Source organism: Streptomyces sp. NPDC005374 (assembly GCF_042872225.1).
Classification (GTDB): domain Bacteria; phylum Actinomycetota; class Actinomycetes; order Streptomycetales; family Streptomycetaceae; genus Streptomyces.
On the sequence record NZ_JBIAKA010000026.1, the window covers coordinates 88,554 to 115,509 of the forward strand.

Consider the following 26,956-nt stretch of genomic DNA (forward strand, 5'->3'; position numbering starts at 1 on the left):
TCGCTGTCAGGCGTGGGTCGGCTCCGGGGGCGGGGTCCCTCTCTGTGGCGTGGCTGTTCGCGGTCCGGGGGTGGGCTGACTCTGGAACCCCTGGAACCCGTGGAACCCGTGTGCCGCTCCTGTGGCGCGGCTGCTCGGAGTCAGGGCAGCGGGACGTCGAGCACGGGCAGGAGCCTCGAGGGACCTCCGTGCAGCAGCCATGGCGGGAGCAAGGACAGCGGGTCCAGGTATGTCTCGCCCCGTCGCAGGCCCCAGTGCACGCATGTGGTCGTGCAGTGGGAGCCCGTCGGTTCCACCGTTGCGACCACCTCGCCCGTCTCCACCTCGTCGCCCTTCCTGACCGACGGCTGCACCGGTTCGTACGTCGTCCGCAGGTCTGTTCCCGTCAGTTCCACGGACACCACCCCCTTGCCCGCCACCCGGCCCGCGAAGGACACCCGGCCGGGCGCCACCGCGCGGACGGGGGCCCCGGAAGGGGCCGCCAGGTCCACACCGCGGTGACCGGGGCCGTACACCGTCGCCGGAGGTTCCCAGCCGCGGAGGACCGCCGGACGGGTGCCCACCGGCCAGGCGCGGGCGACCGCAGGCACCGAGGTGTCCGTGGCCGCCGGGGCCAGGGGGAGGGGGCGGGGCGTGGGTGTCGACAGCGTCAGGATCAGCAGGATCAACAGGAATCCCAGGGCCGGCCGCGTACCGCATCGCTTCGCTTGCATGACGGAACCGTCCCGCACCCGCCCCGGTCCGGGCCGCGACCTGTGGACCACCGCCCGGTTGTGGACAACGGCGTCACCCGGTACCCCGCGGGTCCCGTACACTTCTTCTGGCGATCCGGGTCACCGGGTCGACTTCGCACGCCCCGACACGCGGCCGGCAACGGTCCCTGTCAGCGCCCCTCGGTCCTTCGTGGCACGGCGCATGTGGGCGTCAGGCGCGGGAGCCGTCCGGCACCCGCGGCACAACCGAGAAACTCAAGGAGAACGGCCATGGCCGTCGTCACGATGCGGGAGCTGCTGGAAAGCGGCGTCCACTTCGGTCACCAGACCCGTCGTTGGAACCCGAAGATGAAGCGCTTCATCTTCACGGAGCGCAACGGCATCTACATCATCGACCTGCTCCAGTCGCTGTCGTACATCGACCGCGCCTACGAGTTCGTCAAGGAGACCGTCGCCCACGGCGGCACGGTCATGTTCGTCGGCACGAAGAAGCAGGCGCAGGAGGCCATCGCCGAGCAGGCCACCCGCGTCGGCATGCCCTTCGTCAACCAGCGCTGGCTGGGCGGCATGCTCACCAACTTCTCGACCGTCTACAAGCGTCTGCAGCGCCTCAAGGAGCTCGAGCAGATCGACTTCGACGACGTCGCCGCGTCGGGTCTCACCAAGAAGGAGCTCCTCGTGCTCTCGCGCGAGAAGGCCAAGCTGGAGAAGACCCTCGGTGGTATCCGCGAGATGTCCAAGGTGCCCAGCGCCGTCTGGATCGTGGACACCAAGAAGGAGCACATCGCGGTCGGTGAGGCCCGGAAGCTCAACATCCCGGTCGTCGCCATCCTCGACACCAACTGCGACCCCGACGAGGTCGACTACAAGATCCCGGGCAACGACGACGCGATCCGCTCCGTCACCCTGCTCACCCGTGTGATCGCCGACGCCGTCGCCGAGGGCCTCATCAGCCGCTCGCGCGTCGCCACCGGTGACAAGGGCGAGAAGGCCGCGGGCGAGCCGCTCGCCGAGTGGGAGCGCGACCTGCTCGAGGGTGGCGAGAAGAAGGCCGAGGAGGCTCCCGCCGCGGACGCCGCCGAGGCCCCGGCCGCTGAGGCTCCGGTCGCCGAGGAGGCCCCCGCGGCCGAGGCTCCGGCTGCCGAGGAGGCCCCCGCGGCTGAGGCCGAGGCCCCCGCCGCCGAGGCTGCTCCGGCCGCGGACGCCGAGCAGGCCTGATCCGTCAGCGTCAGGGGTGACGGCGGGAGCGGAGGCATGAACTCCGTTCCCGCCGTTCACCCGTAGGTCAGCGGAGAGTCGGCGGTCCCTGGCTGTATGGGGGGCCGCAGACCCCGTAGATCTTCGATCTTCCAGACTTCGAGAAAGATTCACAGACTCATGGCGAACTACACCGCCGGCGACGTCAAGAAGCTCCGTGAGCTCACGGGCGCCGGAATGATGGACTGCAAGAAGGCGCTGGACGAGGCCGAGGGCGACGTCGACAAGGCCGTAGAGGCGCTCCGGATCAAGGGCCAGAAGGGTGTCGCCAAGCGCGAGGGCCGCTCCGCCGAGAACGGCGCCGTGGTCTCGATCATCGCCGACGACAACTCCTCCGGCGTCCTCGTCGAGCTGAAGTGCGAGACGGACTTCGTCGCCAAGGGCGAGAAGTTCCAGGCCGTCGCGGGCGCGATCGCCGAGCACGTCGCGAAGACCTCCCCGGCCGACCTCGAGGCCCTGCTCGCCTCCGAGATCGAGGCCGGCAAGACCGTTCAGGCGTACGTCGACGAGGCCAACGCCAACCTCGGCGAGAAGATCGTCCTGGACCGCTTCGCGCAGTTCGGTGACGGCTTCGTGACCGCGTACATGCACCGCACGATGCCCGACCTGCCCCCGCAGATCGGTGTCCTCGTCGAGCTGGACAAGCCGAACGCCGAGGTCGCCCGCGGTGTCGCCCAGCACATCGCCGCCTTCGCGCCGAAGTACCTCTCCAAGGAGGACGTGCCGGCCGAGGTCGTCGAGACCGAGCGTCGCGTCGCCGAGGAGACCACCCGCGCCGAGGGCAAGCCCGAGGCCGCTCTGCCGAAGATCGTCGAGGGTCGCCTCAACGGCTTCTTCAAGGACGCCACGCTGCTGGGCCAGCCGTACGCGCTCGACAACAAGAAGTCGGTCCAGAAGGTTCTGGACGAGGCCGGTGTCACCCTGAAGCGCTTCACGCGTATCAAGGTCGGCATCTGAGTCCGTACCGCGAGCGACGCGCGGGCCCGATAGGGTCGTCAGCAGTCGTCCGGTACGCCGCCACACACGCGCGTGGCGGACGACAGCAGATCTGACGAGGAGGCCATTGCCGCGCATGGGATGCGAACCAGTTCCCACCGGCAATGGCCTTCTTCGTATGTGCACCAGGTGAAAGAGGCGGGATCCCCATGACCACCAAGGCTCAGAAGAGCGACGACGGCAAGGTACGCGGCCGGTTTCTGCTGAAGCTGTCCGGAGAGGCGTTCGCCGGCGGCGGGGGCCTGGGTGTGGACCCCAACGTGGTGCACAAGATGGCCCGTGAGATCGCCGCCGTCGTCCGGGACGGCGCCGAGATCGCCGTCGTCATCGGCGGCGGCAACTTCTTTCGCGGTGCCGAACTCCAGCAGCGCGGCATGGACCGGGCCCGCTCGGACTACATGGGCATGCTCGGCACCGTGATGAACTGCCTCGCCCTCCAGGACTTCCTGGAGAAGGAGGGCATCGACAGCCGGGTGCAGACCGCCATCACCATGGGCCAGGTCGCCGAGCCGTACATCCCGCTGCGTGCCGTGCGCCACCTGGAGAAGGGCCGAGTGGTCATCTTCGGCGCAGGCATGGGCATGCCGTACTTCTCCACCGACACCACCGCCGCGCAGCGCGCCCTGGAGATCGACGCCGAGGCGCTGCTGATGGGCAAGAACGGCGTGGACGGGGTCTACGACTCCGACCCGAAGACCAACCCCGACGCGGTCAAGTTCGACGCCCTCGGGTACGGCGAGGTCATCACCCGCGACCTGAAGGTCGCCGACGCCACGGCCGTCACACTGTGCCGCGACAACAAGCTCCCGATCCTGGTGTTCGAGCTCCTGGCGGAGGGCAATATCGCGCGCGCCGTCAAGGGTGAGAAGATCGGCACGCTTGTGGGTGACCAGGGCAGCCGGGACTGACCTCAGTTGCACCCGGTCCCCGACCGGGGGATGGACAATGTCCTGCCGGTCGGGAACCGTGCAGGAAGAAGACGCGACGCAGCCGGCCGCCGCCCCCACGTACATGGAACAGCAGCCGGGCCTACTTCAAGACACGCAGGAGCAAGTGGTGATCGAAGAGACCCTCCTCGAGGCCGAGGAGAAGATGGAGAAGGCCGTCGTGGTCGCCAAGGAGGACTTCGCCGCGATCCGCACCGGTCGTGCGCACCCGGCGATGTTCAACAAGATCGTGGCCGACTACTACGGCGCGCCGACGCCGATCAACCAGCTGGCTTCGTTCTCCGTGCCGGAGCCGCGCATGGCGGTGGTGACCCCGTTCGACAAGACGGCCCTGCGCAACATCGAGCAGGCCATCCGTGACTCCGACCTGGGCGTCAACCCGAGCAACGACGGCAACATCATCCGAGTGGTGTTCCCCGAGCTCACCGAGGAGCGCCGCCGCGACTACATCAAGGTCGCCAAGAGCAAGGCCGAGGACTCGCGCGTCTCCATTCGCGCGGTCCGCCGCAAGGCCAAGGACTCGATCGACAAGCTCGTCAAGGACGGCGAGGTCGGCGAGGACGAGGGCCGCCGTGCGGAGAAGGAGCTCGACGACGCGACGCACAAGTACGTCGCTCAGGTGGACGAACTCCTGAAGCACAAGGAAGCGGAGCTTCTCGAGGTCTGATGAACGACTCTTCCTGGGGAACGCCGCCACACGCCGGGTACTGGGGGCCGTCCGACCAGGGGCCTGTCCAGGGGGCTGCCCCGGCGGGTCCCGCGTACGATGCGCATGACGCGCAGCACACTCGCCCCATGCCCATCGTGCCCGACGGACCCGCCGTATCCCGACACGGCGACGACCAGGATGACGACCGGGGGGCCGCTCGGCTGAGCGGTCCCTTGTTCCAGGACCCGACGTTCCAGGACCAGACGTTCCAGGACCAGACGTTCCAGGACGGAACGTTTCGCGACGGGACGTCGTCGTTCCGCGACCAGACCACTTCGGCCCAGCCCTACCAGGCGGCGCCGCTGACGCAGAATCCGGAGCCCATGCCCGACGCCTCGCAGCCGGCGCCCGCGCCGCAGAAGAAGAGCGCGGGACGGGACCTGGGTGCGGCCATAGGGGTCGGCGTCGGGCTCGGCGCGGTGATCATCGCGTCGCTGTTCTTCGTCAAGGCCGCGTTCGTCGGCGTGATCGTGGTCGCCGTCGTCGTGGGCCTGTGGGAGCTGACCAGCAGGCTCCAGGAGCGCAAGGGCATCAAGGCACCCCTGGTGCCACTGGCGCTCGGCGGGGCCGCGATGGTCGTCGCCGGGTACGTCCGGGGAGCCGAGGGTGCCTGGGTCGCCATGGCGCTCACGGCACTCGCCGTCCTCGTCTGGCGGATGACGGAACCGCCGGAGGGCTACCTCAAGGACGTCACGGCGGGCGTCTTCGCGGCGTTCTACGTCCCGTTCCTGGCCACCTTCGTCGCCATGATGCTGACGGCCGAGGACGGGGCGGCCCGGGTCCTGATGTTCCTGCTCCTGACAGTCGTCAGCGACACCGGCGCGTACGCCGTCGGCTGGCGCTTCGGCACCCACAAGCTCGCGCCGCGCATCAGTCCCGGCAAGACGCGCGAGGGCCTGGTCGGCGCGGTGACGTTCGCGATGGTGGCGGGCGCGCTGTGCATGGAGTTCCTGATCGACGACGGCGAGTGGTGGCAGGGCCTGCTCCTCGGCCTCGCGGTCGCCGCCAGCGCGACGCTGGGTGACCTCGGCGAGTCGATGATCAAGCGGGACCTCGGCATCAAGGACATGGGCACCCTGCTGCCGGGCCACGGCGGCATCATGGACCGCCTGGACTCCCTCCTGCCGACGGCTCCGGTGGTGTGGCTGCTGCTGGTGCTGTTCGTGGGATCCGGCTGACGGCCCCTTGCAGGGCTGTTCCCGTACGGCTGTCTCGGCCCCCGTCCTGTCCAGGGCGGGGGCCGAGTCGTTGGGTCCGGCCATCCGCCCTTCCGGCGCGGCGCGTACCGCGATGGCGCTCTGGGACGTCGCAGGCATTGGCTTGGTCGGCGTGGCGCAAATTGTGCGTCAGGCACTGCTTCGCATCCGTAAAAGATCCTTTCTGCGGGATCTCTGTCCGGGACATGCTGGCCGTGGAGCGAGCAGTCGAACGGGGAGTCGGGATGAGCGGGCAGTTCGGGGTGGACCCCGAGACGCTGACGGAGTTGGCGGGCAGGTTCGACCGGGAGGCGAAAGGACTAGCCGGGCCGATCGACGGGTTCGCGGCGAGCGCGGCCGAGATAGGGGAGGCGTTCGGTCTGCTCGGTGTCTGCGACGGCGCGGTGGACAAATACCGGCAGTTGCTGGACAGCACGGTGAAGGCGCTCGGGCACCTTCCGGATGCGCTGAACAGCGACGGCGACCGACTGCGCCTCAACGTGACCCACTACGCGGACTCGGACCGGACCGCGCTCGGCTATCTGGACGCCGCGGCCCGGACCCCGGGTGGCCGTTCGTGAGCGTCAACGACTGGATCGACGGCAAGGTCCTGGAGATCCTCCAGGCAGCCGGTGTGGAACTCCCGGGTGGCGACGGCGACACCCTGCGCGACATCGCCCGGCGCTGGGACGCCATGGGCACCGAGCTGACGGATGTCGTACGGGCCGTGGACTCCTCGATCGCGGGGGTCGACCACCAGGGCTGGCACGGTGCCGCGCGCGAGGCCTTCGAGAAGCACTGGGGTGAGCAGAAGAAGGTCGTCCAGGAGATCGCGGACAACTTCCATCACGTCGCCGACGGGCTGCGCGCGTACGCCGACGAGATCGACGGCATCAACAAGGAGATCATCGACATCTGCGTCGAGATCGCCGAGATGGAGATCGCCGGGGTCGCGCTGTCGTTCTTCACCGGGTTCCTCTCCGACCTCGTCGCGAACGCGGCGGTGGCGGAGCGGGTGGCCAAGGTCGTGGACCTGGTCGGGCTGTTCACGTCGGCGGCGGAGCGGGTCGCCGGGCTGTTGGAGCGCTGCGACGCGATGAGCGCCGAAAAGGCGGCGAAGCTGGCCAAGCTGCTCTCCGGGCTCGGGCGGTTCACCGCCAAGTTCACGAGCACCTTCGCCACCAACTTCGTCGCCGACTCCGGAAGCATGATGGTGAACCAGGCCGTCCACGGGCAGCCGGTGACGGTCGGGGACGATCTCACCTACGGCAGCCGGGCCGCGGTCGGCACAGCCGCGTTCGGCGGGATCGCCGGTGCCGCGGGAGCGCGTCTCACCGGAACGGCGGGTGACCTCCTGCGAGGTGAGGGCCTCCTCGGCACCACCCTCAACGGCGCGGCCGGCAATGTGGCGGGCGGTTTCACGGCCGATGTCATCGGCGGCGCGAACGGTTCGACGACCGCCCAGGACGCGGTCACGAACGCGGCCACGGGTGCCCTGGGCAACGCCCAGAACCACGGGGTCAACCATGCTCTGGAGCAGCACGGCAGTCTCGGCGGCGAACACCTCAGTGACCGGGGGAAGCTCGCCGACAGTGCCTTCACGAACACGGTGGGCACCACTTTGAACACCGCTGTCTACGCGGCCGGCTCCGGTATCGAAGCGGATCTTCAGCAGTTGGCGAAGGACGAGAACGACCAGTGAGGACTTTCAGCGACGTGACGCTTGCCGCGGTGTGGACTCCGAACCCGGACCATCCCTACACCTGGGCCATGTTCCTCGGGTTCATCATGCTGGTGTTCGGCGGCGCGATCACGGTCACCGGCGCGATCGCGACCGTCACGCTGCTGCGCGGCCCCGGCGAGCGGAAGTGGGGTTCCTACGTGATCGGACCGGTGATCCTCGCAATCGGCCTCCTGATCGGGTACGGCGGGACCCGGCTCGTCTAGGAGCGTCTCTCGACTTCCTACAGGGCTTTCCTACAAGGCTTTCCTACAGGGCTGAGGTGCTACTCGCAGTGTCTACACCGTCCGAGTTCCGTGGCTTCGATGTGGTGCGGCGGGGCTATGACCGCCAGCAGGTCGACGACCATCTCAAGTCCCTGACCGAAGCCGGCTCCCCGGTCGGCCCACCCCCATTCCGGATCAGATGGCGGGGCTATGACCGCCAACAGGTCGACGCACGCATCAGGGACCTCCTGGCGGACAGAGGCGTCAGCGACTGACGGACGAGGTCACGGGAATCGATCCGCGACACTGGGCGGGCGGGCGCGGCACAACATCGAGGTAGCCCGAGCGCTGAGCGCACACAACCGCGTCGACGACGCCCCGGGGATGATCCTTGAAGCCGAGTCGTGGGCGCCGGAGCAGGTGCGAAGTCACTACCTGGCCCGCGAACCCGTGCTCACATGGGTGCGCAACCGGCGCGGCCTCTACCAGACCCTCGACGCACTCCAAGACCTGCTGAGGTGCTGGACCGGCACCTGCAGCACCTGCGGCCGCCCCCTCGCAACCAGCAGAACCAGAACCTAACGAAGCACTACTAAGGACTGTCCCGCAAATACGTCTGGTATCGCTCCTGTGACTCGTGATCGGCTGGGCGATCGAGGTGGTGATTCTGCAGGAGGCTGCCCCTGCTTCTTGGGCTCCCTCGGGATGACCAGTTGAAAGCACTCGCCTCAGCAGCCGCCATCGGCTTCGATAGTCTGCGCTAGTGTCTGATGCTTCACTGAGATTTGTGATCGATGCCGATCACGGACAGTTCTACGTCCAGGACCTTGACCCCTACGACGCGTGGATCGCCGAACACGCGACGGACCCGGACCTGGCACCCGCCGGCTGGACGAAAGAAGCGGTCTACGTCCATCGCATCGGCGTTGAACCGCACTCGATCTCCGTCGGCACAGCTCGGGACGACATGGTCGAGTCGCTGATCACCGTTCACACCTCCGCGCCGACGACGGACCCGACGGCCGAGCACATCGTGGAGACCGACCTTGACGCGCCAACAGGTCAGCTCACCATGTCCAGCCCTGGGACCGATCCCTGCGACGGGCCGAGCCTGACTGTTCCCGCTGGATTGCTACGCGTTCGGGTCTCCTACGTTCCAGCCGGACCACCGCCGCCGTCCGACACCAATGGCGGCCCCGGTGACCACTTCCTATATCAGGTAGATCTCTGGCCATCCGACCGGACTCATGGACTTGTCATCGTCAAGCAAGGACCTGAAATCTGGGCAGGATAGGTTCTCGTCAGAACGCTGACGCCTAGGGGATCCATGTGAGGCTCCCGCCGTGACTGGTGTAATCACGGCGTCGCAGCCGTCCTAATCCGGTGATAGCGACGGTCCTGAGGGACATACACCCGCTGGCCTGTTCGAGCAGTAGACGCGTTGGTCGCGATGGCGGTCACGTGGGTGTCGGGCCGACGCCTTGAGCCGTCTGGGGACTTGATCCCTATATCCAGAGTGGTGGTGCCCGATGCTCTCGTGACCGCCATCGTCGTCAATACTGCCCACTTGATCACTCGTTGGTGAACGTGGTGCGAGCCCGCCGCATGGTGCCCCTCGTGATGCCCGAGCCTTCAGCTCCAGCGCAGACCGGGGCCCGTGCGGTGAGCTGGTGCCACGAACAGCTACTGAGGTGGCGGACTGACCCTCGCGTCGAGTCCTGGGATTAGGTCGCTGCGTGGTCCCGCATGAGCTCGTGACCAGTACAAACACCCGAACGCTGGAGGGAAAAGACCTTGATCTACTGCGGCATCGACTGGGCGGAACGCACACACGACGTCGCCCTGGTCGACGACAGCGGCCAGTTACTGGCCAAGCGGCACATCACCGATGACGCTGCTGGCTACAAGATCCTGCTCGATCTGCTGGCCGAGTACGGCGACACTGAGGAATCCCCGATCCCGGTCGCGATCGAGACCTCCCGCGGTCTGCTCGTCGCGGTACTGAGGACCGGCGAGCGGCAGGTGTTCGCGATCAATCCGATGGCCGCCGCTCGCTACCGCGACCGGCACAGCGTCTCCTGCAAGAAGTCCGATCCTGGCGACGCCTTGGTCCTCGCCAATGTGCTGCGGACTGACATGTACGCCCACCGGCCGCTTCCCCAGGACAGTGACCTTGCCCGCGCCGTCGCCGTCCTCGCCCGCGCTCAGCAGGACGCAACCTGGAACCGCCAGCAGATCGCCAACCAGCTCCGCTCCCTGCTGCGCGAGTACTACCCAGCCGCTCTCGCAGCCGTCGAGTCCTGGAAGAACGGCCTCTGCCGGCGCGAGGCCCACGAGCTCCTGAAGGCGGCCCCGACACCAGCCACGGCCGCTCGACTTACCCGCACGCAGCTGCAGGCAGCCCTGAAGCGGTCCGGTCGGCAGCGGGGCATCGCAGCCGAGGCCGAGCGGCTCCGCGAGATCTTCCGCGCTGACTGGGCCCGCCAGCCGCAGCTGGTCGAGGACGCGCTCGGCAAGCAGATGCTCGCACTCCTGATTCATCTGGAGGCCGCCTGCACCGCTGCCGATAACCCCGCCGAGGCGGTCGAGGAGGCTTTCCCTCAGCACCCGGACGCTGAGATCATCCTCAGCTTCCCCGGCCTCGGCATCCAGCTCGGCGCCCGAGTGCTTGCCGAGATCGGGGACGACCGGCGACGGTTCGCCGACGCCCGCGGCCTGAAGGCATACGCCGGCGCATCGCCCATCACCCGGGCGTCCGGCAAGAAGTCCAGCATCACGCGACGCTGGGTGAAGAACGACCGCCTCAACCACGCCGGCTACCTCTGGGCGTTCTCCGCGATCACCGCCTCACCTGGCGCCAAAGCCCACTACCGACGACGACGCGACAACCACGCAGAGTGGCACGCCGACGCCCAGCGCAACCTTTTCAATCGCATGATCGGCCAGCTCTACCACTGCCTCCAGCACGGCGAACGGTTCGACGAGCTGGCCGCCTTCCCCACACCGCCCTCGGTGACGGAGAGGGCTGCTGCCTGACCTGCGGCAAACGCGCCTTGCTCCAGGTCGCCCACGCAGTCGATCATTCACGGATGAGACCCGAAGTTCAGACCTTCGTCGCCGACGGACCTCTGCCCGACTGGGATGCCGACGAGGAGGAGATCGACCGGCGAGTCAAACAACTCGAAGCCATCTCCGCGCCTGTCACACCCGACGAGGCGCATGCTCTGGCTGCCTGCTTCGGCCCTGACGACTGCTACGGCGTCGCCTGGTCACTTCTGCACCTGATCGAGACCAGCCCAGGGCCGGTGCCGCCGGTGACGCCTCCCGGCACCGATTCCGGCGAATGGCATCACACGCTCTGGAACCGCTGGGGAAACCATTCACTCACCGAAGAGGACTTGACGCGTCAGGGCCCTGAGGTGTCTGGATAGCCCCGTTCACCGGGTTGAGCCCCCGCCGTTTCGGCACGTTGGTGGCACAACTGCGGCACGAAGGAGCTGAGGCGGTCTGCAGAGGTCGGCCGTGGAGCCTGCCGCTGGTGGTGCCCACGTACAAGGACTACTGGGACATCCCCGGGGGGGTACGTCGAGACCGGCGAGTCCCGGTGAGTCTCCGCTTCAGGCTGCCAGCCGCGAGCTACGGGAAGAACTCGGCATCACGCCGACGCTTGGCCGCCTCCTGGCCGTCGACTGGGCGCCCAGCACTACCGAGGGTGACAAGGTGTTGTACCTGTTCGACGGCGGTGAGCTTGCCCCGGAGACCGTGGAGGACATCCGCCCGCAGGCCGAGGAACTGAAGAGCGTCACGTTCGTTGCCCCGAGCGAGATCCCGGACCGGACGATCCCTCGGTTGGGCCGACGAATCCTTGCGGCGATCGAGGCCCGAGCAGCGAGCGCCCCGGTGTACCTCGAGCATGGCCAGGCGCCGAGTGACGTAGCGGCGTAGCCGAGACCGAAGATCCCCATCCCAGCGGGATAAGACTTTCCCTACTTCATCAAGGGCCCGCAAAGCGCGGGCTGGCCCCCTGGCCCCTGGGGCCGCAAGCATGTTACGGCCCGGACGGTAGAGCCCTAGACGGGCAGATCACGGTCAGAACGATGCCTCCGGCGGGGGATCGGCCGGCACCGGGGTGGAGGGGGCGCCGTACGCGGCCGCGGGTCCGAAGTGGCGTGCGCGGGGTGCTCCCATCCCGACCACCATCGACCCAGGCAGAGCCGAGCAGACGCGGCCCATGGCGTCCAGGTCGTTCGTACAGTGGCGCGCTCCACCTGGACGCCATGAACCACGCCCGCTCCACGGTGTGTGGGTCGACGGCGGACGGGATGGGAGCTAGGGAGAGTGGTGGGTAAGGACGGTAGCGAAGGCGCGGCGGGGAATTTCGAGGAGGAGCGGACCACCCGCATGAGGCTATGAATTCCCAGCTCGCAACGGACTGGAACCGTCAGGGAAGCTTCCTCATCGCGCGCAGCCCAACCCGGTATGCGAGGAATGCCACCGCCAGGCTGACGAGAGCGGCGGCCGTGTGGGCGTACTCCCAGTTCAGCTGATCCGCCGCATCCTGAACCGGCTCAGAAAAGAAGAGAAAGGCGGATGTAGCGGCAAAGAAGGCTCCGGCCTCGTCCTTGTTCCGCCGGGCCTTCGGCTCGGAATCGTTCGTCACGTGACGGTTGTACCGAACACTTGGGCGGTGCACAAGATCACAGGGCGGTCTTCCAAACTGGGCGCAATGCGCTGGAGGCGCACTTGTCAAGCCCGCGTGTAGCGGCTGACACCAGTGGCTGACACCAACAGGAGCGGACAGCAGCGCTCCACGGCGAAGCTCAGCGAACGATCGACTGAGAACACCGGCCGGTTGACGGACTTCGCCGACTCCCATGACCGACCTGATAAGGGTGAGGCCAGACGACGAAGCGTTGGTTTCGTAGGGGCGCCTTCCCCCTGGCGGCCGGCGCCCCTCACGTTTGACTCCGTCAAGGCCCCGCCGACCTCTGCGTCTTAGCCTCCGTAGAGGTGGCGACGAACCAGCGGGTCGTTCTCCAGGATGAAGTCAGAGACCTGCCAGAACTCTGACAGGCGTGGATGCTGCAGGGCCGCTTCCCGGTCGAGCTTGCGGCCGAACAGGGGCCCGTCCGGGTATATGGAGCCTGCCGTCACCAAGGTGGATGCGGGCTCGTCTTGCCCAGCAACGGGGCCGGTCCGACAGGCGAACGCGACGTGATCGTCCCACTGGCCGGACCCAGCCCCCCAGGTTCCGAAGATCACATCTGTCCATACGTCGTGATCCTGGTCCCGGTGGTGGTAGCAGTTTGCGTAGTACAGGGCGTACGGGGCGCCGCCAGCGTGGACGAAGTTCCACGCCCTCTCGATCGGTGCTTGGCAGCAGTCACACTGAAACTCGCGAGTCTGCCGGTCCGGGCCAAAGGTCAGTGACATGACAGACATCATGAGGCGTTGACGATCACGTCTAGCGAGAGCCCAGCAGTAGGCCTCCAGGGGCCGCCTCAGCGACCGACCGGCACCCAGGGGCGGCACCGGGCTTCGGCAGGCGGGGGGATGCGGCAGAGAGCCATACGTGCCCTCTGCGTGCCCGATCGAGCGGATCCGGGCGGGAAGCAACGGGGAACATCGGCGAGCCGCCCGAGAACGCGCAGGCCAGCGTCTTACCTGGTCAAGCCAGAGCGGGTTACGCGATCTTCCAAACTGGTGCTCCAGGATCTGAGCGCGGCGGCACCTTCTTCGGGACGCCGACATACACGCACCATCCCCTCTGAGACGCTTGGCAGATGCTCACTGAAGACGAAGCACGAGGGCTCGTTCTGGCGGAGCTCGCAGGGACCGAAAGAGCGATACACCTGGAGCTTGCGATCACCAAGGTTGAACCCGTTTCGTTCGGTTGGGTTTTCTACTGGTGCGCTCGACAGGACGTCGGTCGCCCCATCGGCCAGCGTCCAACGCTCGGTGGAAATGGCCCGTTCTTGGTGGATCGGGAGAACGAGCGGCTTATGCGAGCTGCAACCAGCAGGCCCGTACCTCGCCAGATCGCAGACTATGAGCGTCGGCTACGGCGTGAGGCTGATGTCCAGAACCCGGCTGCGAAGCGCGCTGTACAGCAAGGAAGTACAGCAACCACGGCGACCGTGGCCGTCCGCCACCAGCCTCCGACGACCGACTGACCTGCCGAGCAGGCCTCAGCGACCGCCCCGCCTGTAGTTCGCATCGAGCGGCAGCAACGACCACGCGGGACATGCTGATCATGCGAACGGGGACAGGCCCTTGCCCTCCAGGTGAGCGAGCAGCGAGTCAAGGCATGCGTCTGCTGTGGACAGGTCAGCACGGAAGAATGAGTCCTCGCCAAGGGGCCCACCGCTGACGATGACCATCCATGCCGCCCGTCGCTCAACCATGCGGTCACCGTCGATCTTGAAAACGGTCGTGACGCCGCGCTCGGCCAGCCACTCCATCAGTTCAAGCATGTCCACTCGCACCCCTCCGGAGTGATCATCCCATCCGTAGGGCACGCCCCCCGGGCCGTCCCCGGGCCGTCCGAAGCCGACCAACGTCGACAGTCGGCACCCGCAGGTGACCACCCCCACCCCGCTCCGGCCTGGGCTCCCGGCGATGATCTGCCACACTGGAAGGGTTATGCCTGCACCCGGAGAACTCACTTTCGTCGCCCCCCGCGGAGCCAAGAAGCCGCCGCGGCATCTCGCCGACCTCACGCCCGCCGAACGTAAAGAGGTCGTGGCCGGGATCGGGGAGAAGCCGTTTCGTGCCAAGCAGCTCTCGCAGCACTACTTCGCGCGGTACGCGCACGATCCGGCGGAGTGGACCGACATCCCGGCCGGCTCGCGCGGCAAGCTCCAGGAGGCGCTGCTTCCCGAGCTGATGACCGTCGTACGGCATCTGTCGACCGACCAGGGCACCACGCGCAAGACGCTGTGGCGGCTGTTCGACGGGACGCTCGTGGAGTCGGTGCTGATGCGGTACCCGGACCGGGTGACCATGTGCATCAGTTCGCAGGCGGGCTGTGGGATGAACTGTCCCTTCTGCGCCACGGGGCAGGCGGGTCTTGACCGGAATCTGTCCACCGCCGAGATCGTCCACCAGATCGTGGACGGGATGCGGGCGCTGCGGGACGGGGAGGTGCCGGGCGGACCCGCGCGGCTCTCCAACATCGTCTTCATGGGGATGGGCGAGCCGCTCGCCAACTACAAGCGGGTCGTCGGCTCCATCCGCGCGCTCACCGATCCCGCTCCCGACGGGCTCGGGCTCTCGCAGCGCGGCATCACCGTGTCGACCGTCGGGCTCGTGCCCGCCATCCACCGGTTCGCCGACGAAGGCTTCAAGTGCCGGCTCGCGATCTCCCTGCACGCCCCCGACGACGAGCTGCGCGACACCCTGGTCCCCGTGAACACGCGGTGGAAGGTGCGCGAGGTCCTCGACGCCGGGTTCGACTACGTGGAGAAGAGCGGGCGTCGGCTGTCCATCGAGTACGCGCTCATCCGGGACATCAACGACCAGGCCTGGCGGGGGGACCGGCTCGGGCGGCTGCTCAGGGGCAAGCCCGTGCATGTGAACCTGATTCCGCTGAACCCGACGCCCGGGTCCAAGTGGACCGCCTCCCGGCCCGAGGACGAGAAGGCCTTCGTCGAGGCGATCGCCGCGCACGGGGTGCCGGTGACCGTCCGGGACACCCGTGGGCAGGAGATCGACGGGGCCTGTGGCCAGCTCGCGGCCACCGAACGGTAGTCTGAAGGACGTACATCTTCATATCCGACAGGGGAGCGCGACAGCGCTGAGAGTGCGGCGATCGGGCCGCAGACCCTCTGAACCTCGCCCAGGTCATTCTGGGTAGGAAGTTCGGTCATCACCGTGAACAACAAGAAGTTTCTTGCTGCCGTCGTCGGCCTCGGCCTGGTCACGCTGTCCGCGTGCGGGTCCTCGTCCGACGGCAGCAGCGGCGGCGACTCCAAGACCGTCACCCTCGTCAGCCACGACTCGTGGGCCGTCTCCAAGAGCGTCCTCGCCGACTTCGAGAAGAAGTCCGGGTACAAGGTGAAGGTCCTGGAGGACGGCGACGCCGGGCAGGCCGTCAACAAGGCCATCCTCACCAAGGACAACCCGCAGGGCGACGTCTTCTTCGGCGTCGACAACACCCTGCTGTCTCGCGCGCTCGACAACGGGCTCTTCCAGTCGTACGAGGCCAAGGGCGCCGACCGGATCAAGGCCGGGTACCGGGTCGACGGGGACAAGGTCACGCCCATCGACACCGGTGACATCTGCGTCAACTACGACAAGGCCTGGTTCACCGAGCACAAGGTCCAGCCGCCGACGTCGTACGACGATCTCATCAAGCCCGCCTACAAGAACCTCCTCGTCACCGAGAACGCCTCCACATCCTCGCCGGGTCTCGGGTTCCTGCTCGGGAGCGCCGCGAAGTACGGCGACGACGGGTGGCAGGCGTACTGGAAGAAGCTCAAGGCCAACGGCGTCAAGGTCGTCGACGGCTGGGAGCAGGCCTACAACGAGGAGTTCTCCGGTTCCGCGGGGGGCAAGAAGGCGAAGGCCGACCGGCCGCTCGTCGTGTCGTACGCCTCCTCGCCGCCCGCCGAGGTGATCTACGCCGACCCGAAGCCCAGCACCGCGCCCACCGGGGTCGCCGACGGGACCTGCTTCCGGCAGATCGAGTACGCGGGGCTGCTGAGCAACGCCAAGAACACCAAGGGCGGCAAGGCGTTTCTGGACTTCCTGCTCACCAAGGAGTTCCAGCAGGACATGCCGCTCAACATGTTCGTCTACCCGGTGGTGCAGGGGGCGTCGGTGCCCGCCGAGTTCACCGAGTACGGACCGCAGGCCAAGGACCCCGAGACCATGGACCCCGCGAAGATCGCCGACCACCGTGACGACTGGGTCAAGTCGTGGACCTCGCTCGTACTGAAGTAGGGCCCCGCCGCAGCGGCAACGCGGCGCGGCTCGGTCTCATGGCCGTGCCCGTCGCGTTCTTCGCCGTCTTCTTCGCCTGGCCCGTCGCCGCGATCGTCGCGCGCGGGCTGAAGACCGACGGCGCCTGGCAGTTCGGCCGGATCACCGACGTCTTCACCCAGCCGGACATCCGCCACGTCCTGTGGTTCACCACCTGGCAGGCGCTCGCCTCCACCGCGCTCACGCTGCTGGTCGCGCTCCCCGGCGCGTATGTCTTCGCCCGTTTCGACTTCCCCGGCAAGCAGGTCCTGCGGGCCGTGGTCACCGTCCCCTTCGTACTGCCGACGGTCGTGGTCGGTACGGCCTTCCTGGCGCTCGTGGGACGGGGCGGTCTTCTCGACGAACTGTGGGGCGTACGGCTGGACACCACCGTGTGGGCGATCCTGCTCGCGCACGTCTTCTTCAACTACGCCGTGGTCGTACGGACCGTCGGCGGGCTGTGGGCGCAGCTGGACCCGCGGCAGGAGGAGGCGGCGCGGATGCTCGGCGCGTCCCGGCTCACGGCCTGGCGCACGGTCACGCTCCCCGCGCTCGCGCCCGCCGTGGCCGCCGCCGCGCTCATGGTCTTCCTGTTCACCTTCACCTCCTTCGGCGTGGTGCAGATCCTCGGCGGGCCCGCCTTCTCGACCCTCGAAGTGGAGATCTACCGGCAGACCACCGACATCTTCGACCTCGCCACGGCCGCCGTGCTCACCCTGATCCAGTTCGTCGCGGTGGGCGCGGTCCTCGCCCTGCACGCGTGGACCGTACGGCGCCGGGAGACCGCGCTCCGGCTGGTGGACGCGTCCGGCACCGCCCGGCGGCCGCGCGGGACGGGGGAGTGGGGGCTGCTGGCCGGGGTCCTCGCGACCATCGCCGTGCTCCTCGTCCTGCCGCTCGCCGTGCTGGTGCAGCGCTCGCTCGACGCCCCCGACTTCGGCTACTACCGGGCGCTGACCCACAGCGACGGCGGGGTCTTCCTCGTCGCGCCGATCGAGGCGGTCGGGAACTCGCTGGAGTACGCCCTCGCCGCCACCGCCATCGCCGTGGTGGTCGGGGGCCTCGCGGCGGCCGCGCTGACCCGACGGGACGCGGGCCGGTTCGTACGGGGCTTCGACGCGCTGCTGATGCTGCCGCTCGGGGTGTCCGCGGTGACCGTCGGCTTCGGGTTCCTGATCTCCCTCGACGAACCGCCCCTGGACCTCAGGCAGTCCTGGATCCTGGTGCCGCTCGCGCAGGCGCTGGTCGGGGTGCCGTTCGTCGTGCGGACCATGCTGCCCGTGCTGCGGGCCGTGGACCACCGGCTGCGGGAGGCCGCGGCCGTGCTCGGGGCCTCGCCCTGGCGGGTGTGGCGCGAGGTCGACCTGCCGATGGTGCGGCGGGCGCTGCCGATCGCGGCGGGCTTCGCCTTCGCCGTGTCACTCGGGGAGTTCGGGGCGACCGTGTTCATCGCACGGCCCGACAACCCGACGCTGCCGGTCGCCGTGGCCCGGCTGCTCGGACGCGCCGGGGACCTCAACTACGGCCAGGCGATGGCCCTTTCGACCGTCCTGATGGTGGTGTGCGCGGTGGCCCTGCTGGTCCTTGAACGGCTGCGCACCGACCGGACCGGGGAGTTCTAGATGCTGCTGAGCCTTCAGGACGCGACCGTACGGTTCGGTGGGCGGGCCGTGCTGGACGAGATCGGCCTCGATGTCGCCGAGCACGAGATCGTGTGTGTGCTAGGGCCCAGCGGGAGCGGCAAGTCGACGTTGCTGCGGGCGGTGGCCGGGCTCCAGCCGCTCGACCAGGGGCGGGTGTCGCTCGACGGCCGCGACCAGGCCGGAGTGCCCGCGCACAAGCGCGGGGTCGGGCTGATGTTCCAGGACCATCAGCTGTTCCCGCAGCGGGACGTCGGCGCCAACGTGGCCTTCGGACTGCGGATGCACGGGGCCGCGAAGGCCCAACAGGACGAGCGGGTGCGGGAGTTGCTCGACCTGGTCGGCCTTCCGGGCGCCGCCCGCCGGGCCGTCGGCGCGCTCTCCGGTGGTGAGCAGCAGCGGGTCGCGCTGGCCCGTGCGCTCGCGCCCCGGCCCCGGCTGCTGATGCTCGACGAGCCGCTCGGGCAGCTGGACCGGTCGCTGCGGGAGCGGCTCGTCGTCGAACTGCGGGAGCTGTTCGGGCGGTTGGGCACCACCGTGCTCGCGGTCACCCACGATCAGGGCGAGGCCTTCGCGCTCGCCGACCGGGTCGTGGTGATGCGGGACGGGCGGATCGCCCAGTCCGGTACGCCCCTGGAGGTCTGGCAGCGGCCGGCGGACGAATTCGTGGCCCGCTTCCTCGGCTTCGAGAACGTGGTCGAGGGGACGGTGTCGGGCGATGCCGCAGACACGGCATGGGGCAAGATCCCGGTGCCCGAGGACATCCCTCAGGGCCTCCACACCCTCCTCGTGCGCCCCGCCGGTGTCCGGCTCGTCCCCGCCGACGAGGGCCTGCGCTGCACGGTCGCCGCGCGCACCTTCAGGGGCACCCATGTCGCCGTGCACCTGCAACCCACCGACGACGGGCCGCGGTTGGAGGCCGCGTGCGCGCTGCGGGCGGCGCCTGAGGTCCGGGACGTGGTCGGGGTGGAGTTCGACCCGGACGAAATCGTGGTGCTGGGCTGACGGGGGCGGGCCTACAGTGCGGGCATGCCACTGCTCGCGCACGAGCGCTACTGCGATGCGATCGCCCACCAAGTAGACCTGTTGAGGGCCGTGCTGGCCTCCGGGGCCGACCTGTCCACGACTGTGCCGACCTGCCCCGACTGGTCGCTGGAGCGGTTGGTGCGGCACACCGGGGGTGCCCTGCGCTGGGTGGAGGTGTTGGTGCGCACCCGGGCCGAACAGGAACTTCCCGACGACCAGGTGCCGTTGGGGGAGGGTCCCGAAGACGCCGGTGAGCTCGACGCGTGGCTCGCCGAGACCGGTGACCTGCTCGTCGCCGCGCTCAGGGAGGCCGGGCCGGACACCGCGGTGTGGTCCTGGGCCGGGATTCCCACCTCGGGCTTCTGGGCCCGCCGGATGGCCCACGAGCTGACGATCCACCGCGCCGATGCCACGCTCGCCGCCGGGCAGCCCTACGAGGTCGCCCCGGACATCGCCGCCGACGCGATCGACGAGTGGCTCCAGATCACCCAACTCGCCCAGCGCACCGTGCCGGACGGCAAGATGCGGGAACTGCGCGGCACGGGGCGCAGCATCCATCTGCACGCCACCGACGGCACCGCGGAGCTCGACGCCGAGTGGGTGATCGAGTTCACCGAGGACGTCATCGTGTGGCGGCGCGGGCACGAGAAGGCGACCGTCGCGCTGCGGGGGCCGCTGACCGCCGTACTGCTCGCCTTCTACCGTCGACTGCCCTTGGACAGCCCCGAGTTGGAGGTGCTGGGGGAGCGGGAGCTGCTGGAGTTCTGGCTGGATCGGGCGAGCTTCGGCTGACACAGCGACGGCCCGCCCCCGCAACGGGGACGGGCCGTGGCCGGCGTACGGGAAGAGCGTCAGCGGGTGCTGCTCGCCCCACGACGGCGCAGGCCGAAGAAGACGGCGCCGCCACCGATGGCGACCAGGGCGATCGCGATCCCGGCGATCATGCCGGTGTTGGAGTTCGCACCGGTCTCGGCGAGGTTGGAGTCACCGGCCGCGGGCGACGGGGCGTTGCTCTCGACGGTGGCCGGAGCGGTGGTGCCCTCCGAAGCCGACGGGGTCGGGGTCGGGGACTCCTCGGCCGGGGTGCTGGCGGAGTCCGACGGGGTGGGCGTGGGCGTGGGCGTCGGGGTCGGCGTGTCCTCGGTCTTGCAGGCGGTCGCCGGGGTGGTCAGGTTGGGCTTGATGTCCTCGCCCTTGATGTAGGGCAGGGCCTCGACGTGGATGCGGTACTCGGCGTTGGGCGCCCAGTCCTCCTTGAAGGTGATGGTGGTGCCCTTCTTGGAGCCCTTCACCGTCTGCTCGCCGACCTTCTTCGCGTCGGCACCGTTGCTCTGCAGGTACACGGAGACGGTCGCCTCGACGCCGGACTTGTCGACGTCGGTGACGGTGATGACGCCCTGGGTGCCGTCGCACGCGGCTTCGGCGGAGAACTCACTGATGGTGCAGGCAAGCGCGTTGCTGGAAGCACCGAGCACGATCGCGGTCGATGCGGCGGCGACGCCGAGGAAGCGCGAGACGCGGGCGGTGCGACGGGATATGGGCGTGAATGCCACGTTCGTCCTTCACGAGTTGCGCAAATGCGGGGGGCTGAGGGGGTGGTGATGTGACATCACCGTCCCCACTAGTCACACAGGTCTATAAGCGCTGCATAAGAAGTGTCAACGTGTAGGCGCCCTACAAGTGTTGACTTTGCCTGCTTATTAAGGTGTGAGACGTTTCAGTGCCGCCGGAGCCTCCTCGATCCGGTCAACCAGGGCGATTCGGGCCTCCATCGAACGCTCCCGCGCGAGCGCCTGGAGCAGCGGCCAGGTGGGCAGCTTCTGCGTCCAGTGCTCCCGGTCGACGAGCACCATCGGCGTGGGCTCGCCACGCGACTCGTAGTAGTTGGGCGTCGCGTTGTCGAAGATCTCCTGCACGGTCCCGGCGGCACCCGGCAGGAAGACCACGCCCGCGTTGGAGCGGGCCAACAGGCCGTCCTCGCGGGTGGCGTTGGCGAAGTACTTGGCGATGTGCGAGGCGAAGGCGTTCGGCGGCTCGTGGCCGTAGAACCAGGTGGGGATGCCGACGGAACGGCCGCCCCGGGGCCAGCGGGCACGGACCTCGAAGGCGGCGCGCGCCCAGTCGGAGATCGAGGGCGTGAACGACGGTGCCCCGGCGAGGAGTTCGCACGCCTCGTCGAGCATGGAATCCTCGAAGGGCGCCGCGTGGGCGCCGAGGTTGGCCGCCTCCATCGCGCCGGGACCGCCGCCGGTCGCCACGGTCAGTCCGGCGCGCGTCAGTTCGCGGCCGAGGCGCGCGGCGCCGGCGTACTCCTTCGTGCCGCGGGCCATCGCGTGACCGCCCATGACCCCCACGATCCGTGTGCCGCGCAGGAGTTCGTCGAGGGCGTCCGAGACGGCGTCGTCGTGGACGGAGCGCAGCATCGACGCGTATATGTCGCCGTCGGCCTTGGTGCGCTGGAACCAGGCATAGGCGAGGGCGTCGGGGGTCTGCTCGTATCCCTTCTCCAGCCCGTCGAACAGCTCGTCGGGGGAGTAGAGAAGGCCCCGGTACGGGTTGAAGGGCAGGTCCGGGACGGGTGGGAAGACCAGGGCGCCGTCCGCGCGGATCTTCCCGGCCGCGTTCTCCCGCATCGGGCAGCCGAGGAAGACCGCGCCCGCTGTGTCGGCGGCCAGCAACTCCCTTGTCCGGTCCGTCAGATCGACGGCCTGGACGCGGAATCCGCAGAGGGTGCCGCGGGCCTGGACCACCGCGTCGAACTCCTCCAGCGTCTCGATCTCACGGTCGTCGTGGTGTGCCGCATGGGCGGGGCTCGTCTGCACCCGCCCATGCTCGCACGCTGCGTTCCGGCCCGTGGATCAGTCCTGGATCACGGCCGGGTCCATCCACACGACCTCCCAGGTGTGACCGTCGGGGTCGTCGAAGGAACGGCCGTACATGAAGCCGTGGTCCTGGGTCTCGCCCGCCGGCGTGCCGCCTGCCGCGAGCGCCTTGTCCACCAACTCGTCGACCTTCGCGCGGCTTTCCGCGCTCAGCGCGACCATGACCTCACTGCTCTTGGTGGCGTCCGCGATCTCCTTCTTGGTGAAGGTCGCGTAGAACGGCTTGGTGAGGAGCATCGCGACGATCGTGTCGCTGATCACGACCGAGGCCGCGTCGTCGTTGCTGAACTGGGGGTTGATCGAGTAGCCGAGCTCCGTGAAGAACTTCTTGGAGGCGTCGAGGTCGTTCACGGGCAGGTTCACGAAGATCATCTGCTGGTACGTCGGCGAGGTCATCTGAGGCTCTCCCATCGGGGTGCGTGCTGTTCGGTGGGTAGACCGGGGGGCCCGGCGGAAGTCATCGGCCTGGGGGAAACTTTCTTCAGCCGGTCAGCGGCAGGGCCGCGAGCTCCGCGACGACCAGCGTCAGCGGGCCGAAGAGGGCCAGCAGTGCGCCGGCGCGCAGGGCCGCCGCGCTGCGGAGCATGGTCGCCGGGGCGCCCAGGCGGATCAGCGCGGCCGTGGTGTCCGACCTCGCCTGCTTGGCCTCCACGGCGGCGGTGAGGAGCGTGGCGAGGGTGCAGCCGGTGACCAGGAGCAGGCCGAGGGTGGTCAGCGGGCCGACTTCGGGCCCTGTGGGGTCGTACAGCGTGGTCATGGCGTAGGTGCCGGACGCCACGGCGCAGACGACGCCGAGCGGGCGGCCGATACGGGTGGCTTCCGTCATGAGGACGCGGCCCGCGAGCAGGCGCAGGGCGCCGGGGCGGGTGGACTGGAGGACACGGCCGCAGAGGTGGGTCAGGCCGGGGCCCGCCACGGCCAGGCCGACGGCGGTGAGGAGCCAGCCGACCAGAACCGACGGGGTGCCCGCGAGGCCGCCGGGGAGGGGGGTGGCGGCGGAGGTTCCGGGGCGGTTGGCATAGGCCTCCACCGCCAGGCCCGCGGCGAGGACGGCGATGCCCCAGGGGAGACCTCCGGGGGCTTCTCGGGGGATCGGGGGGACGCCGTCCGGCGTGCCGTCCGGGGCCGGGTTCTCCTCGGTCAAGGTCGTGGTGGGGGTGTCTTCGCCCGGTTCGGGAGCCGCCCCGTTGGTCCGCCCGCCCGTGGCCGACTGCCCGCGGAAACGGCCGTAGGCGCCGAAGGTCTCTCTCGCCGCGGTCCTGCCGTACGCGCCGAAACGGCCGTACGACCTCGCCGCCCTCCGCACCGACTCCGGTCTGTCGTCGCGTGGGCGCAGTACCAGCGCCACCGTCACCGACGCGATCGCCGGTACCAGGCCCAGCAGGGTCAGCGCCGCCGGCAGCGGGAGGGGGGTGCCCGCCGCCAGGAACTCCGCCGCGGCTCCGTCGAAGGGCATGCCGGTCAGGTCGCCGCGCAGATGGAGGAAGAAGAGCAGGGCCAGCATCGAGCCGAGGAGGCAGGACAGGACCGTCGTCGTGGCGGAGACGGCCATCAGACGGGCCGGGCCCAGACCGATCGCCGACAGGCCCGGGCGGGGGCGGTTGCCCGGGTCGGTGCGGGCCACCGCAAGGGCGAAGTGGACCGTCGCCGCCAGCGGGGTGAGGCACCAGGCCAGACGGAGGGCGGCGGCCCGTGGATCGTCGGGGTGGCTGATGGCGTAACCGAGAGCGCACAGCAGGAGGAAGCCCGTGCCCGCCGAGGCCATGGCCACCAGGAGGCGGCGCAGTTGTACGGCGGGATGGGCGCCCCGGGTCAGACGGAGAGCGAGCACGCGGTACGGCCTTCCGAGTCGGCCATCGGGGGCAGGTGCACGGTGTTGACCCGGCGTCCGTCCAGGAGGGTGACCGTGCGGTCCGCCAGGGCTGCAGTGTCGGCGTCGTGCGTCGCCAGGACCACCGTGATGCCGTGGGAGCGGGCGGCCGTGGTGAGCGTGCGCAGGACGTGCGCCCGGTCCGCGCGGTGCAGGGGAGCCGTCGGTTCGTCCGCGAACAGGACCGACGGGGCCGGGGCCAGGGCGCGGGCGACGCAGACGCGCTGGCGTTCGGACTGGGTCAGTTCGTGCGGGCGGCTGCGGGTCCGGTCCCCGATGTCGAGGCGCTCCAGCCACTCCAGGGCGGCGACCTTGGCCCGGCGGCGACTGGTGCCGCGCAACATGAGGGGGAGGGCGGCGTTCTCCCAGGCGTTGAGCTCCGGGACGAGCACCGGGCTGGGGTCGATCCAGCCGAAGCGGTCACGGCGCAGACGTTCCCGGGTCATCGGGCCCATCGTGTGCACGGGCACGCTGTTGAACCAGACCTCGCCGCGCTGGGCCGGCGCCAGGCCGGAAAGACAGCGCAGCAGGCTCGTCTTGCCGCTGCCGCGAGGGCCGCTCACGGCGAGGATCTCGCCCTCCCGGATGCCGAGCGAGACACCGGCGATCCCGGGTGAGCCGTCGCGGTGGGTGAAGTGCAGGGACCGTGCCCAGAGCACATCGTTGTCCGGCGGGGCCTCCATGGGCGTACACCTCGTTCTGGTCCGTTGTGCCTTGCAATCCCCCGTGCGGGGGAACGAAAGCAGGGCCGATCGGTTACCAGGCACGCTAAGGAGACGGGGGCGGGACGCCGTACAGCACACGGCCCGGGGTGCGTGCCTGTCACTCGGACGGGCGTACTCCGGGCCGTACTATCGGCTGAACCGCCTGACGCTAGAGCTTCGTCCAGGCCTCGGTCAGTGTCGCGCGCAGGATCTGCTCGATCTCGTCGAAGGTCTCCTGGTTCGAGATCAGCGGCGGGGCGAGCTGGACGACCGGGTCGCCGCGGTCGTCGGCACGGCAGTACAGGCCGTTGTCGTAGAGCGCCTTGGAGAGGAAGCCGTACAGGACGCGCTCGGTCTCCTCGTCGTTGAAGGACTCCTTGGTCGTCTTGTCCTTGACCAGTTCGATGCCGTAGAAGAAGCCGTTGCCGCGGACGTCGCCGACGATCGGCAGGTCGTTCAGCTTCTCCAGGGTGGCGCGGAAGGCGCCCTCGTTGTCGAGGACGTGCTGGTTGAGGTTCTCCCGCTCGAACAGGTCGAGGTTGGCGAGGCCCACGGCCGCGGAGACCGGGTGGCCGCCGAAGGTGTAGCCGTGCAGGAAGGTGTTGTCGCCCTTGTAGAACGGCTCGGCCAGGCGGTCCGAGATGATGCAGGCGCCGATCGGGGAGTAGCCCGAGGTCATGCCCTTGGCGCAGGTGATCATGTCCGGGACGTAGTCGAACTTGTCGCAGGCGAACATGGTGCCGAGGCGGCCGAACGCGCAGATGACCTCGTCCGAGACGAGCAGCACGTCGTACTTGTCGCAGATCTCGCGGACCCGCTGGAAGTAGCCGGGCGGGGGCGGGAAGCAGCCGCCCGCGTTCTGCACGGGCTCCAGGAAGACCGCGGCGACCGTGTCGGCGCCCTCGAAGAGGATCTCCTGCTCGATCTGGTCGGCGGCCCAGCGGCCGAAGGCCTCCGGGTCGTCACCGAAGAGTGCGGCACGGTAGATGTTGGTGTTCGGGACCTTGTGCGCGCCGGGGACCAGCGGCTCGAACGGCGCCTTCAGGCCCGGGAGTCCGGTGATCGACAGGGCGCCCTGCGGGGTGCCGTGATAGGCGACCGCGCGGGAGATCACCTTGTACTTGGTGGGCTTGCCGACCAGCTTGAAGTACTGCTTGGCGAGCTTCCAGGCGGTCTCGACCGCCTCGCCGCCGCCGGTGGTGAAGAAGACCTTGTTGAGGTCGCCCGGCGCGTGGTGCGCGAGCCGCTCGGCCAGCTCCACGGCCTTCGGGTGGGCGTAGGACCACACCGGGAAGAACGCCAGTTCCTGCGCCTGCTTGAACGCCGCCTCGGCGAGCTCGACGCGCCCGTGGCCGGCCTGGACCACGAACAGGCCCGCGAGACCGTCCAGGTAGCGCTTGCCCTTGTCGTCGTAGATGTAGGTGCCCTCGCCCCGGACGATGGTGGGGACGGGGGAGTTCTCGTACGAGGACATGCGGGTGAAGTGCATCCACAGGTGGTCGTACGCGGTCTGGCTGAGGTCCTTGGTGCTCACGGTTATCGGGTCCTCACGGTCATCGGGTTCCCCACATGTAGGTCTGCTTCTTGAGCTTCAGGTAGACGAAGCTCTCGGTGGAGCGCACTCCGGGAATGGCCCGCATGCGCCGGTTGATGACCTCGAGAAGATGGTCGTCGTCCTCGCAGACGATCTCCACCATCAGGTCGAAGGACCCGGCGGTCATCACCACGTACTCGCACTCGGACATGTCGCTGAGCGCCTCGGCCACGGACTCGACATCGCCCTCGACATGAATGCCGACCATCGCCTGGCGTCGGAAACCCACGGTGAGCGGGTCCGTGACGGCGACGATCTGCATCACGCCCTGGTCGAGGAGCTTCTGGACGCGCTGACGCACGGCGGCCTCGGACAGGCCCACGGCCTTGCCGATCGCGGCGTACGGACGGCGGCCGTCCTCCTGGAGCTGCTCGATGATGGCGAGGGAGACGGCGTCCAGGTTGGGGCTGCTGCCGTTCCTGGACTCGCTCCTGTGCTCACTCCTGGACTCGCGGGAGTCCCTGGGGTCTGCGCTTCGACTGGCCACGACGTCACTGTGCACGACGTCTCGACA

General features: G+C 68.8%; 29 protein-coding genes, 1 pseudogene and 1 riboswitch. Of the genes and pseudogenes, 19 read left to right on the top strand and 11 right to left on the bottom strand.

The window, feature by feature from the left end; genetic code table 11:
• Positions 1–140 precede the first annotated feature (140 nt).
• On the bottom strand, positions 141–713 hold the full coding sequence (locus ACFYRX_RS43240; RefSeq protein WP_389112449.1) for a murein hydrolase activator EnvC family protein: 573 nt from the start codon (positions 711–713) through the stop codon (positions 141–143).
• 270 nt (positions 714–983) lie between these two features.
• Here ACFYRX_RS43240 and rpsB point away from each other — a divergent pair, with 270 nt between their 5' ends.
• The 14 genes and pseudogenes from rpsB (at position 984) to ACFYRX_RS43310 (ending at position 11,710) form a co-directional block, all read left to right on the top strand.
• Positions 984–1,931: a 30S ribosomal protein S2 gene (rpsB, locus tag ACFYRX_RS43245; RefSeq protein WP_389112450.1), complete on the top strand. Its 948-nt coding sequence runs from the start codon at positions 984–986 to the stop codon at positions 1,929–1,931.
• A gap of 159 nt (positions 1,932–2,090) precedes the next feature.
• Positions 2,091–2,927, top strand: a complete 837-nt coding sequence (tsf, locus tag ACFYRX_RS43250; RefSeq protein WP_389112452.1) for a translation elongation factor Ts — start codon at positions 2,091–2,093, stop codon at positions 2,925–2,927.
• A gap of 188 nt (positions 2,928–3,115) precedes the next feature.
• Entirely contained in the window at positions 3,116–3,874 is a 759-nt protein-coding gene (gene pyrH, locus ACFYRX_RS43255; protein WP_389112454.1) for a UMP kinase, read from the top strand.
• Positions 3,875–4,022: 148 nt separating this feature from the next.
• Positions 4,023–4,580, top strand: a complete 558-nt coding sequence (frr, locus tag ACFYRX_RS43260; RefSeq protein ID WP_389112455.1) for a ribosome recycling factor — start codon at positions 4,023–4,025, stop codon at positions 4,578–4,580.
• The gene (locus tag ACFYRX_RS43265) at positions 4,580–5,800 is read left to right on the top strand and encodes a phosphatidate cytidylyltransferase (protein WP_389112457.1); all 1,221 of its coding nucleotides are present in this window, start codon (positions 4,580–4,582) and stop codon (positions 5,798–5,800) included. Before frr ends, ACFYRX_RS43265 begins: the two co-directional genes overlap by 1 nt.
• Positions 5,801–6,063: 263 nt before the next feature.
• Positions 6,064–6,399, top strand: coding sequence for a WXG100 family type VII secretion target (locus tag ACFYRX_RS43270; protein ID WP_389112459.1), 336 nt, complete (start codon positions 6,064–6,066; stop codon positions 6,397–6,399).
• Entirely contained in the window at positions 6,396–7,520 is a 1,125-nt protein-coding gene (locus ACFYRX_RS43275) for a WXG100 family type VII secretion target (protein ID WP_389112461.1), read from the top strand. Before ACFYRX_RS43270 ends, ACFYRX_RS43275 begins: the two co-directional genes overlap by 4 nt.
• A complete protein-coding gene (locus tag ACFYRX_RS43280) occupies positions 7,517–7,765 on the top strand; it encodes a hypothetical protein (protein ID WP_389112463.1) in 249 nt (82 codons plus the stop codon). Before ACFYRX_RS43275 ends, ACFYRX_RS43280 begins: the two co-directional genes overlap by 4 nt.
• Before the next feature lie 68 nt (positions 7,766–7,833).
• On the top strand, positions 7,834–8,040 hold the full coding sequence (locus tag ACFYRX_RS43285; RefSeq protein WP_389112464.1) for a hypothetical protein: 207 nt from the start codon (positions 7,834–7,836) through the stop codon (positions 8,038–8,040).
• 512 nt (positions 8,041–8,552) lie between these two features.
• Complete coding sequence (locus tag ACFYRX_RS43290) at positions 8,553–9,059, top strand: hypothetical protein (RefSeq protein ID WP_389112465.1); 507 nt, start codon at positions 8,553–8,555, stop codon at positions 9,057–9,059.
• A 500-nt stretch (positions 9,060–9,559) separates the two neighbouring features.
• Entirely contained in the window at positions 9,560–10,801 is a 1,242-nt protein-coding gene (locus tag ACFYRX_RS43295; RefSeq protein ID WP_389112467.1) for an IS110 family transposase, read from the top strand.
• A gap of 53 nt (positions 10,802–10,854) precedes the next feature.
• The gene (locus tag ACFYRX_RS43300) at positions 10,855–11,196 is read left to right on the top strand and encodes a hypothetical protein (RefSeq protein WP_389112469.1); all 342 of its coding nucleotides are present in this window, start codon (positions 10,855–10,857) and stop codon (positions 11,194–11,196) included.
• Positions 11,193–11,303: pseudogene (locus ACFYRX_RS43305) on the top strand (IS5/IS1182 family transposase); the annotation flags it as partial. The gene ACFYRX_RS43300 and the pseudogene ACFYRX_RS43305, both read left to right, overlap by 4 nt.
• On the top strand, positions 11,288–11,710 hold the full coding sequence (locus ACFYRX_RS43310) for an NUDIX domain-containing protein (protein ID WP_389112471.1): 423 nt from the start codon (positions 11,288–11,290) through the stop codon (positions 11,708–11,710). The pseudogene ACFYRX_RS43305 and the gene ACFYRX_RS43310, both read left to right, overlap by 16 nt.
• A gap of 496 nt (positions 11,711–12,206) precedes the next feature.
• Here the strand turns inward: ACFYRX_RS43310 and ACFYRX_RS43315 are convergent, their stop codons facing one another.
• The 3 genes from ACFYRX_RS43315 to ACFYRX_RS43325 form a co-directional block, all read right to left on the bottom strand.
• Positions 12,207–12,425 carry a hypothetical protein gene (locus ACFYRX_RS43315; RefSeq protein ID WP_389112473.1) on the bottom strand — a complete coding sequence of 73 codons (219 nt, stop codon included), beginning with the start codon at positions 12,423–12,425 and terminating at the stop codon, positions 12,207–12,209.
• Between the two features lie 335 nt (positions 12,426–12,760).
• The gene (locus ACFYRX_RS43320; protein ID WP_389112475.1) at positions 12,761–13,198 is read right to left on the bottom strand and encodes a hypothetical protein; all 438 of its coding nucleotides are present in this window, start codon (positions 13,196–13,198) and stop codon (positions 12,761–12,763) included.
• 818 nt (positions 13,199–14,016) lie between these two features.
• Entirely contained in the window at positions 14,017–14,238 is a 222-nt protein-coding gene (locus ACFYRX_RS43325) for a hypothetical protein (RefSeq protein ID WP_389112477.1), read from the bottom strand.
• Positions 14,239–14,407: 169 nt separating this feature from the next.
• Here ACFYRX_RS43325 and rlmN point away from each other — a divergent pair, with 169 nt between their 5' ends.
• The 5 genes from rlmN (at position 14,408) to ACFYRX_RS43350 (ending at position 20,184) form a co-directional block, all read left to right on the top strand.
• On the top strand, positions 14,408–15,514 hold the full coding sequence (rlmN, locus tag ACFYRX_RS43330) for a 23S rRNA (adenine(2503)-C(2))-methyltransferase RlmN (protein ID WP_389112479.1): 1,107 nt from the start codon (positions 14,408–14,410) through the stop codon (positions 15,512–15,514).
• A 19-nt stretch (positions 15,515–15,533) separates the two neighbouring features.
• Positions 15,534–15,641, top strand: a riboswitch (TPP riboswitch).
• Positions 15,638–16,708: a thiamine ABC transporter substrate binding subunit gene (locus tag ACFYRX_RS43335; RefSeq protein ID WP_389112481.1), complete on the top strand. Its 1,071-nt coding sequence runs from the start codon at positions 15,638–15,640 to the stop codon at positions 16,706–16,708. (Overlaps the previous riboswitch by 4 nt.)
• A gap of 38 nt (positions 16,709–16,746) precedes the next feature.
• Positions 16,747–18,348 carry an ABC transporter permease gene (locus ACFYRX_RS43340; protein WP_389112483.1) on the top strand — a complete coding sequence of 534 codons (1,602 nt, stop codon included), beginning with the start codon at positions 16,747–16,749 and terminating at the stop codon, positions 18,346–18,348.
• Positions 18,349–19,371 (top strand): ABC transporter ATP-binding protein, encoded by a 1,023-nt coding sequence (locus tag ACFYRX_RS43345; RefSeq protein ID WP_389112484.1) that lies wholly within the window; start codon positions 18,349–18,351, stop codon positions 19,369–19,371.
• 24 nt (positions 19,372–19,395) lie between these two features.
• On the top strand, positions 19,396–20,184 hold the full coding sequence (locus ACFYRX_RS43350; protein ID WP_389112486.1) for a maleylpyruvate isomerase family mycothiol-dependent enzyme: 789 nt from the start codon (positions 19,396–19,398) through the stop codon (positions 20,182–20,184).
• Positions 20,185–20,243: 59 nt separating this feature from the next.
• Here the strand turns inward: ACFYRX_RS43350 and ACFYRX_RS43355 are convergent, their stop codons facing one another.
• From ACFYRX_RS43355 to ACFYRX_RS43385, 7 genes are all read right to left on the bottom strand, one after another.
• Positions 20,244–20,945: an LAETG motif-containing sortase-dependent surface protein gene (locus ACFYRX_RS43355; protein ID WP_389112488.1), complete on the bottom strand. Its 702-nt coding sequence runs from the start codon at positions 20,943–20,945 to the stop codon at positions 20,244–20,246.
• A 147-nt stretch (positions 20,946–21,092) separates the two neighbouring features.
• Entirely contained in the window at positions 21,093–22,214 is a 1,122-nt protein-coding gene (locus ACFYRX_RS43360) for an LOG family protein (protein ID WP_389112490.1), read from the bottom strand.
• A gap of 36 nt (positions 22,215–22,250) precedes the next feature.
• Positions 22,251–22,670, bottom strand: a complete 420-nt coding sequence (locus ACFYRX_RS43365; protein ID WP_389112492.1) for a VOC family protein — start codon at positions 22,668–22,670, stop codon at positions 22,251–22,253.
• Between the two features lie 85 nt (positions 22,671–22,755).
• Entirely contained in the window at positions 22,756–24,105 is a 1,350-nt protein-coding gene (locus ACFYRX_RS43370; RefSeq protein WP_389112493.1) for a hypothetical protein, read from the bottom strand.
• Positions 24,087–24,827 (bottom strand): ABC transporter ATP-binding protein, encoded by a 741-nt coding sequence (locus ACFYRX_RS43375; RefSeq protein ID WP_389112495.1) that lies wholly within the window; start codon positions 24,825–24,827, stop codon positions 24,087–24,089. Before ACFYRX_RS43375 ends, ACFYRX_RS43370 begins: the two co-directional genes overlap by 19 nt.
• 190 nt (positions 24,828–25,017) lie before the next feature.
• Positions 25,018–26,382, bottom strand: a complete 1,365-nt coding sequence (locus ACFYRX_RS43380; protein WP_389112497.1) for an aspartate aminotransferase family protein — start codon at positions 26,380–26,382, stop codon at positions 25,018–25,020.
• 19 nt (positions 26,383–26,401) lie between these two features.
• The gene (locus ACFYRX_RS43385; protein ID WP_389112499.1) at positions 26,402–26,944 is read right to left on the bottom strand and encodes an Lrp/AsnC family transcriptional regulator; all 543 of its coding nucleotides are present in this window, start codon (positions 26,942–26,944) and stop codon (positions 26,402–26,404) included.
• Positions 26,945–26,956 lie beyond the last annotated feature (12 nt).

Bases quoted from the DNA above. Each gene is read 5' to 3' on its own strand.
- rpsB (WP_389112450.1), top strand. From the start codon at position 984: ATGGCCGTCGTCACGATGCGGGAGCTGCTGGAAAGCGGCGTCCACTTC.
- ACFYRX_RS43240 (WP_389112449.1), bottom strand. From the start codon at position 713: ATGCAAGCGAAGCGATGCGGTACGCGGCCGGCCCTGGGATTCCTGTTG.
- ACFYRX_RS43345 (WP_389112484.1), top strand. From the start codon at position 18,349: ATGCTGCTGAGCCTTCAGGACGCGACCGTACGGTTCGGTGGGCGGGCC.
- ACFYRX_RS43320 (WP_389112475.1), bottom strand. From the start codon at position 13,198: ATGTCACTGACCTTTGGCCCGGACCGGCAGACTCGCGAGTTTCAGTGT.
- ACFYRX_RS43325 (WP_389112477.1), bottom strand. From the start codon at position 14,238: ATGCTTGAACTGATGGAGTGGCTGGCCGAGCGCGGCGTCACGACCGTT.
- pyrH (WP_389112454.1), top strand. From the start codon at position 3,116: ATGACCACCAAGGCTCAGAAGAGCGACGACGGCAAGGTACGCGGCCGG.
- ACFYRX_RS43365 (WP_389112492.1), bottom strand. From the start codon at position 22,670: ATGACCTCGCCGACGTACCAGCAGATGATCTTCGTGAACCTGCCCGTG.
- ACFYRX_RS43350 (WP_389112486.1), top strand. From the start codon at position 19,396: ATGCCACTGCTCGCGCACGAGCGCTACTGCGATGCGATCGCCCACCAA.
- ACFYRX_RS43340 (WP_389112483.1), top strand. From the start codon at position 16,747: ATGGCCGTGCCCGTCGCGTTCTTCGCCGTCTTCTTCGCCTGGCCCGTC.
- ACFYRX_RS43265 (WP_389112457.1), top strand. From the start codon at position 4,580: ATGAACGACTCTTCCTGGGGAACGCCGCCACACGCCGGGTACTGGGGG.
- ACFYRX_RS43375 (WP_389112495.1), bottom strand. From the start codon at position 24,827: ATGGAGGCCCCGCCGGACAACGATGTGCTCTGGGCACGGTCCCTGCAC.
- ACFYRX_RS43270 (WP_389112459.1), top strand. From the start codon at position 6,064: ATGAGCGGGCAGTTCGGGGTGGACCCCGAGACGCTGACGGAGTTGGCG.
- rlmN (WP_389112479.1), top strand. From the start codon at position 14,408: ATGCCTGCACCCGGAGAACTCACTTTCGTCGCCCCCCGCGGAGCCAAG.
- tsf (WP_389112452.1), top strand. From the start codon at position 2,091: ATGGCGAACTACACCGCCGGCGACGTCAAGAAGCTCCGTGAGCTCACG.
- ACFYRX_RS43300 (WP_389112469.1), top strand. From the start codon at position 10,855: ATGAGACCCGAAGTTCAGACCTTCGTCGCCGACGGACCTCTGCCCGAC.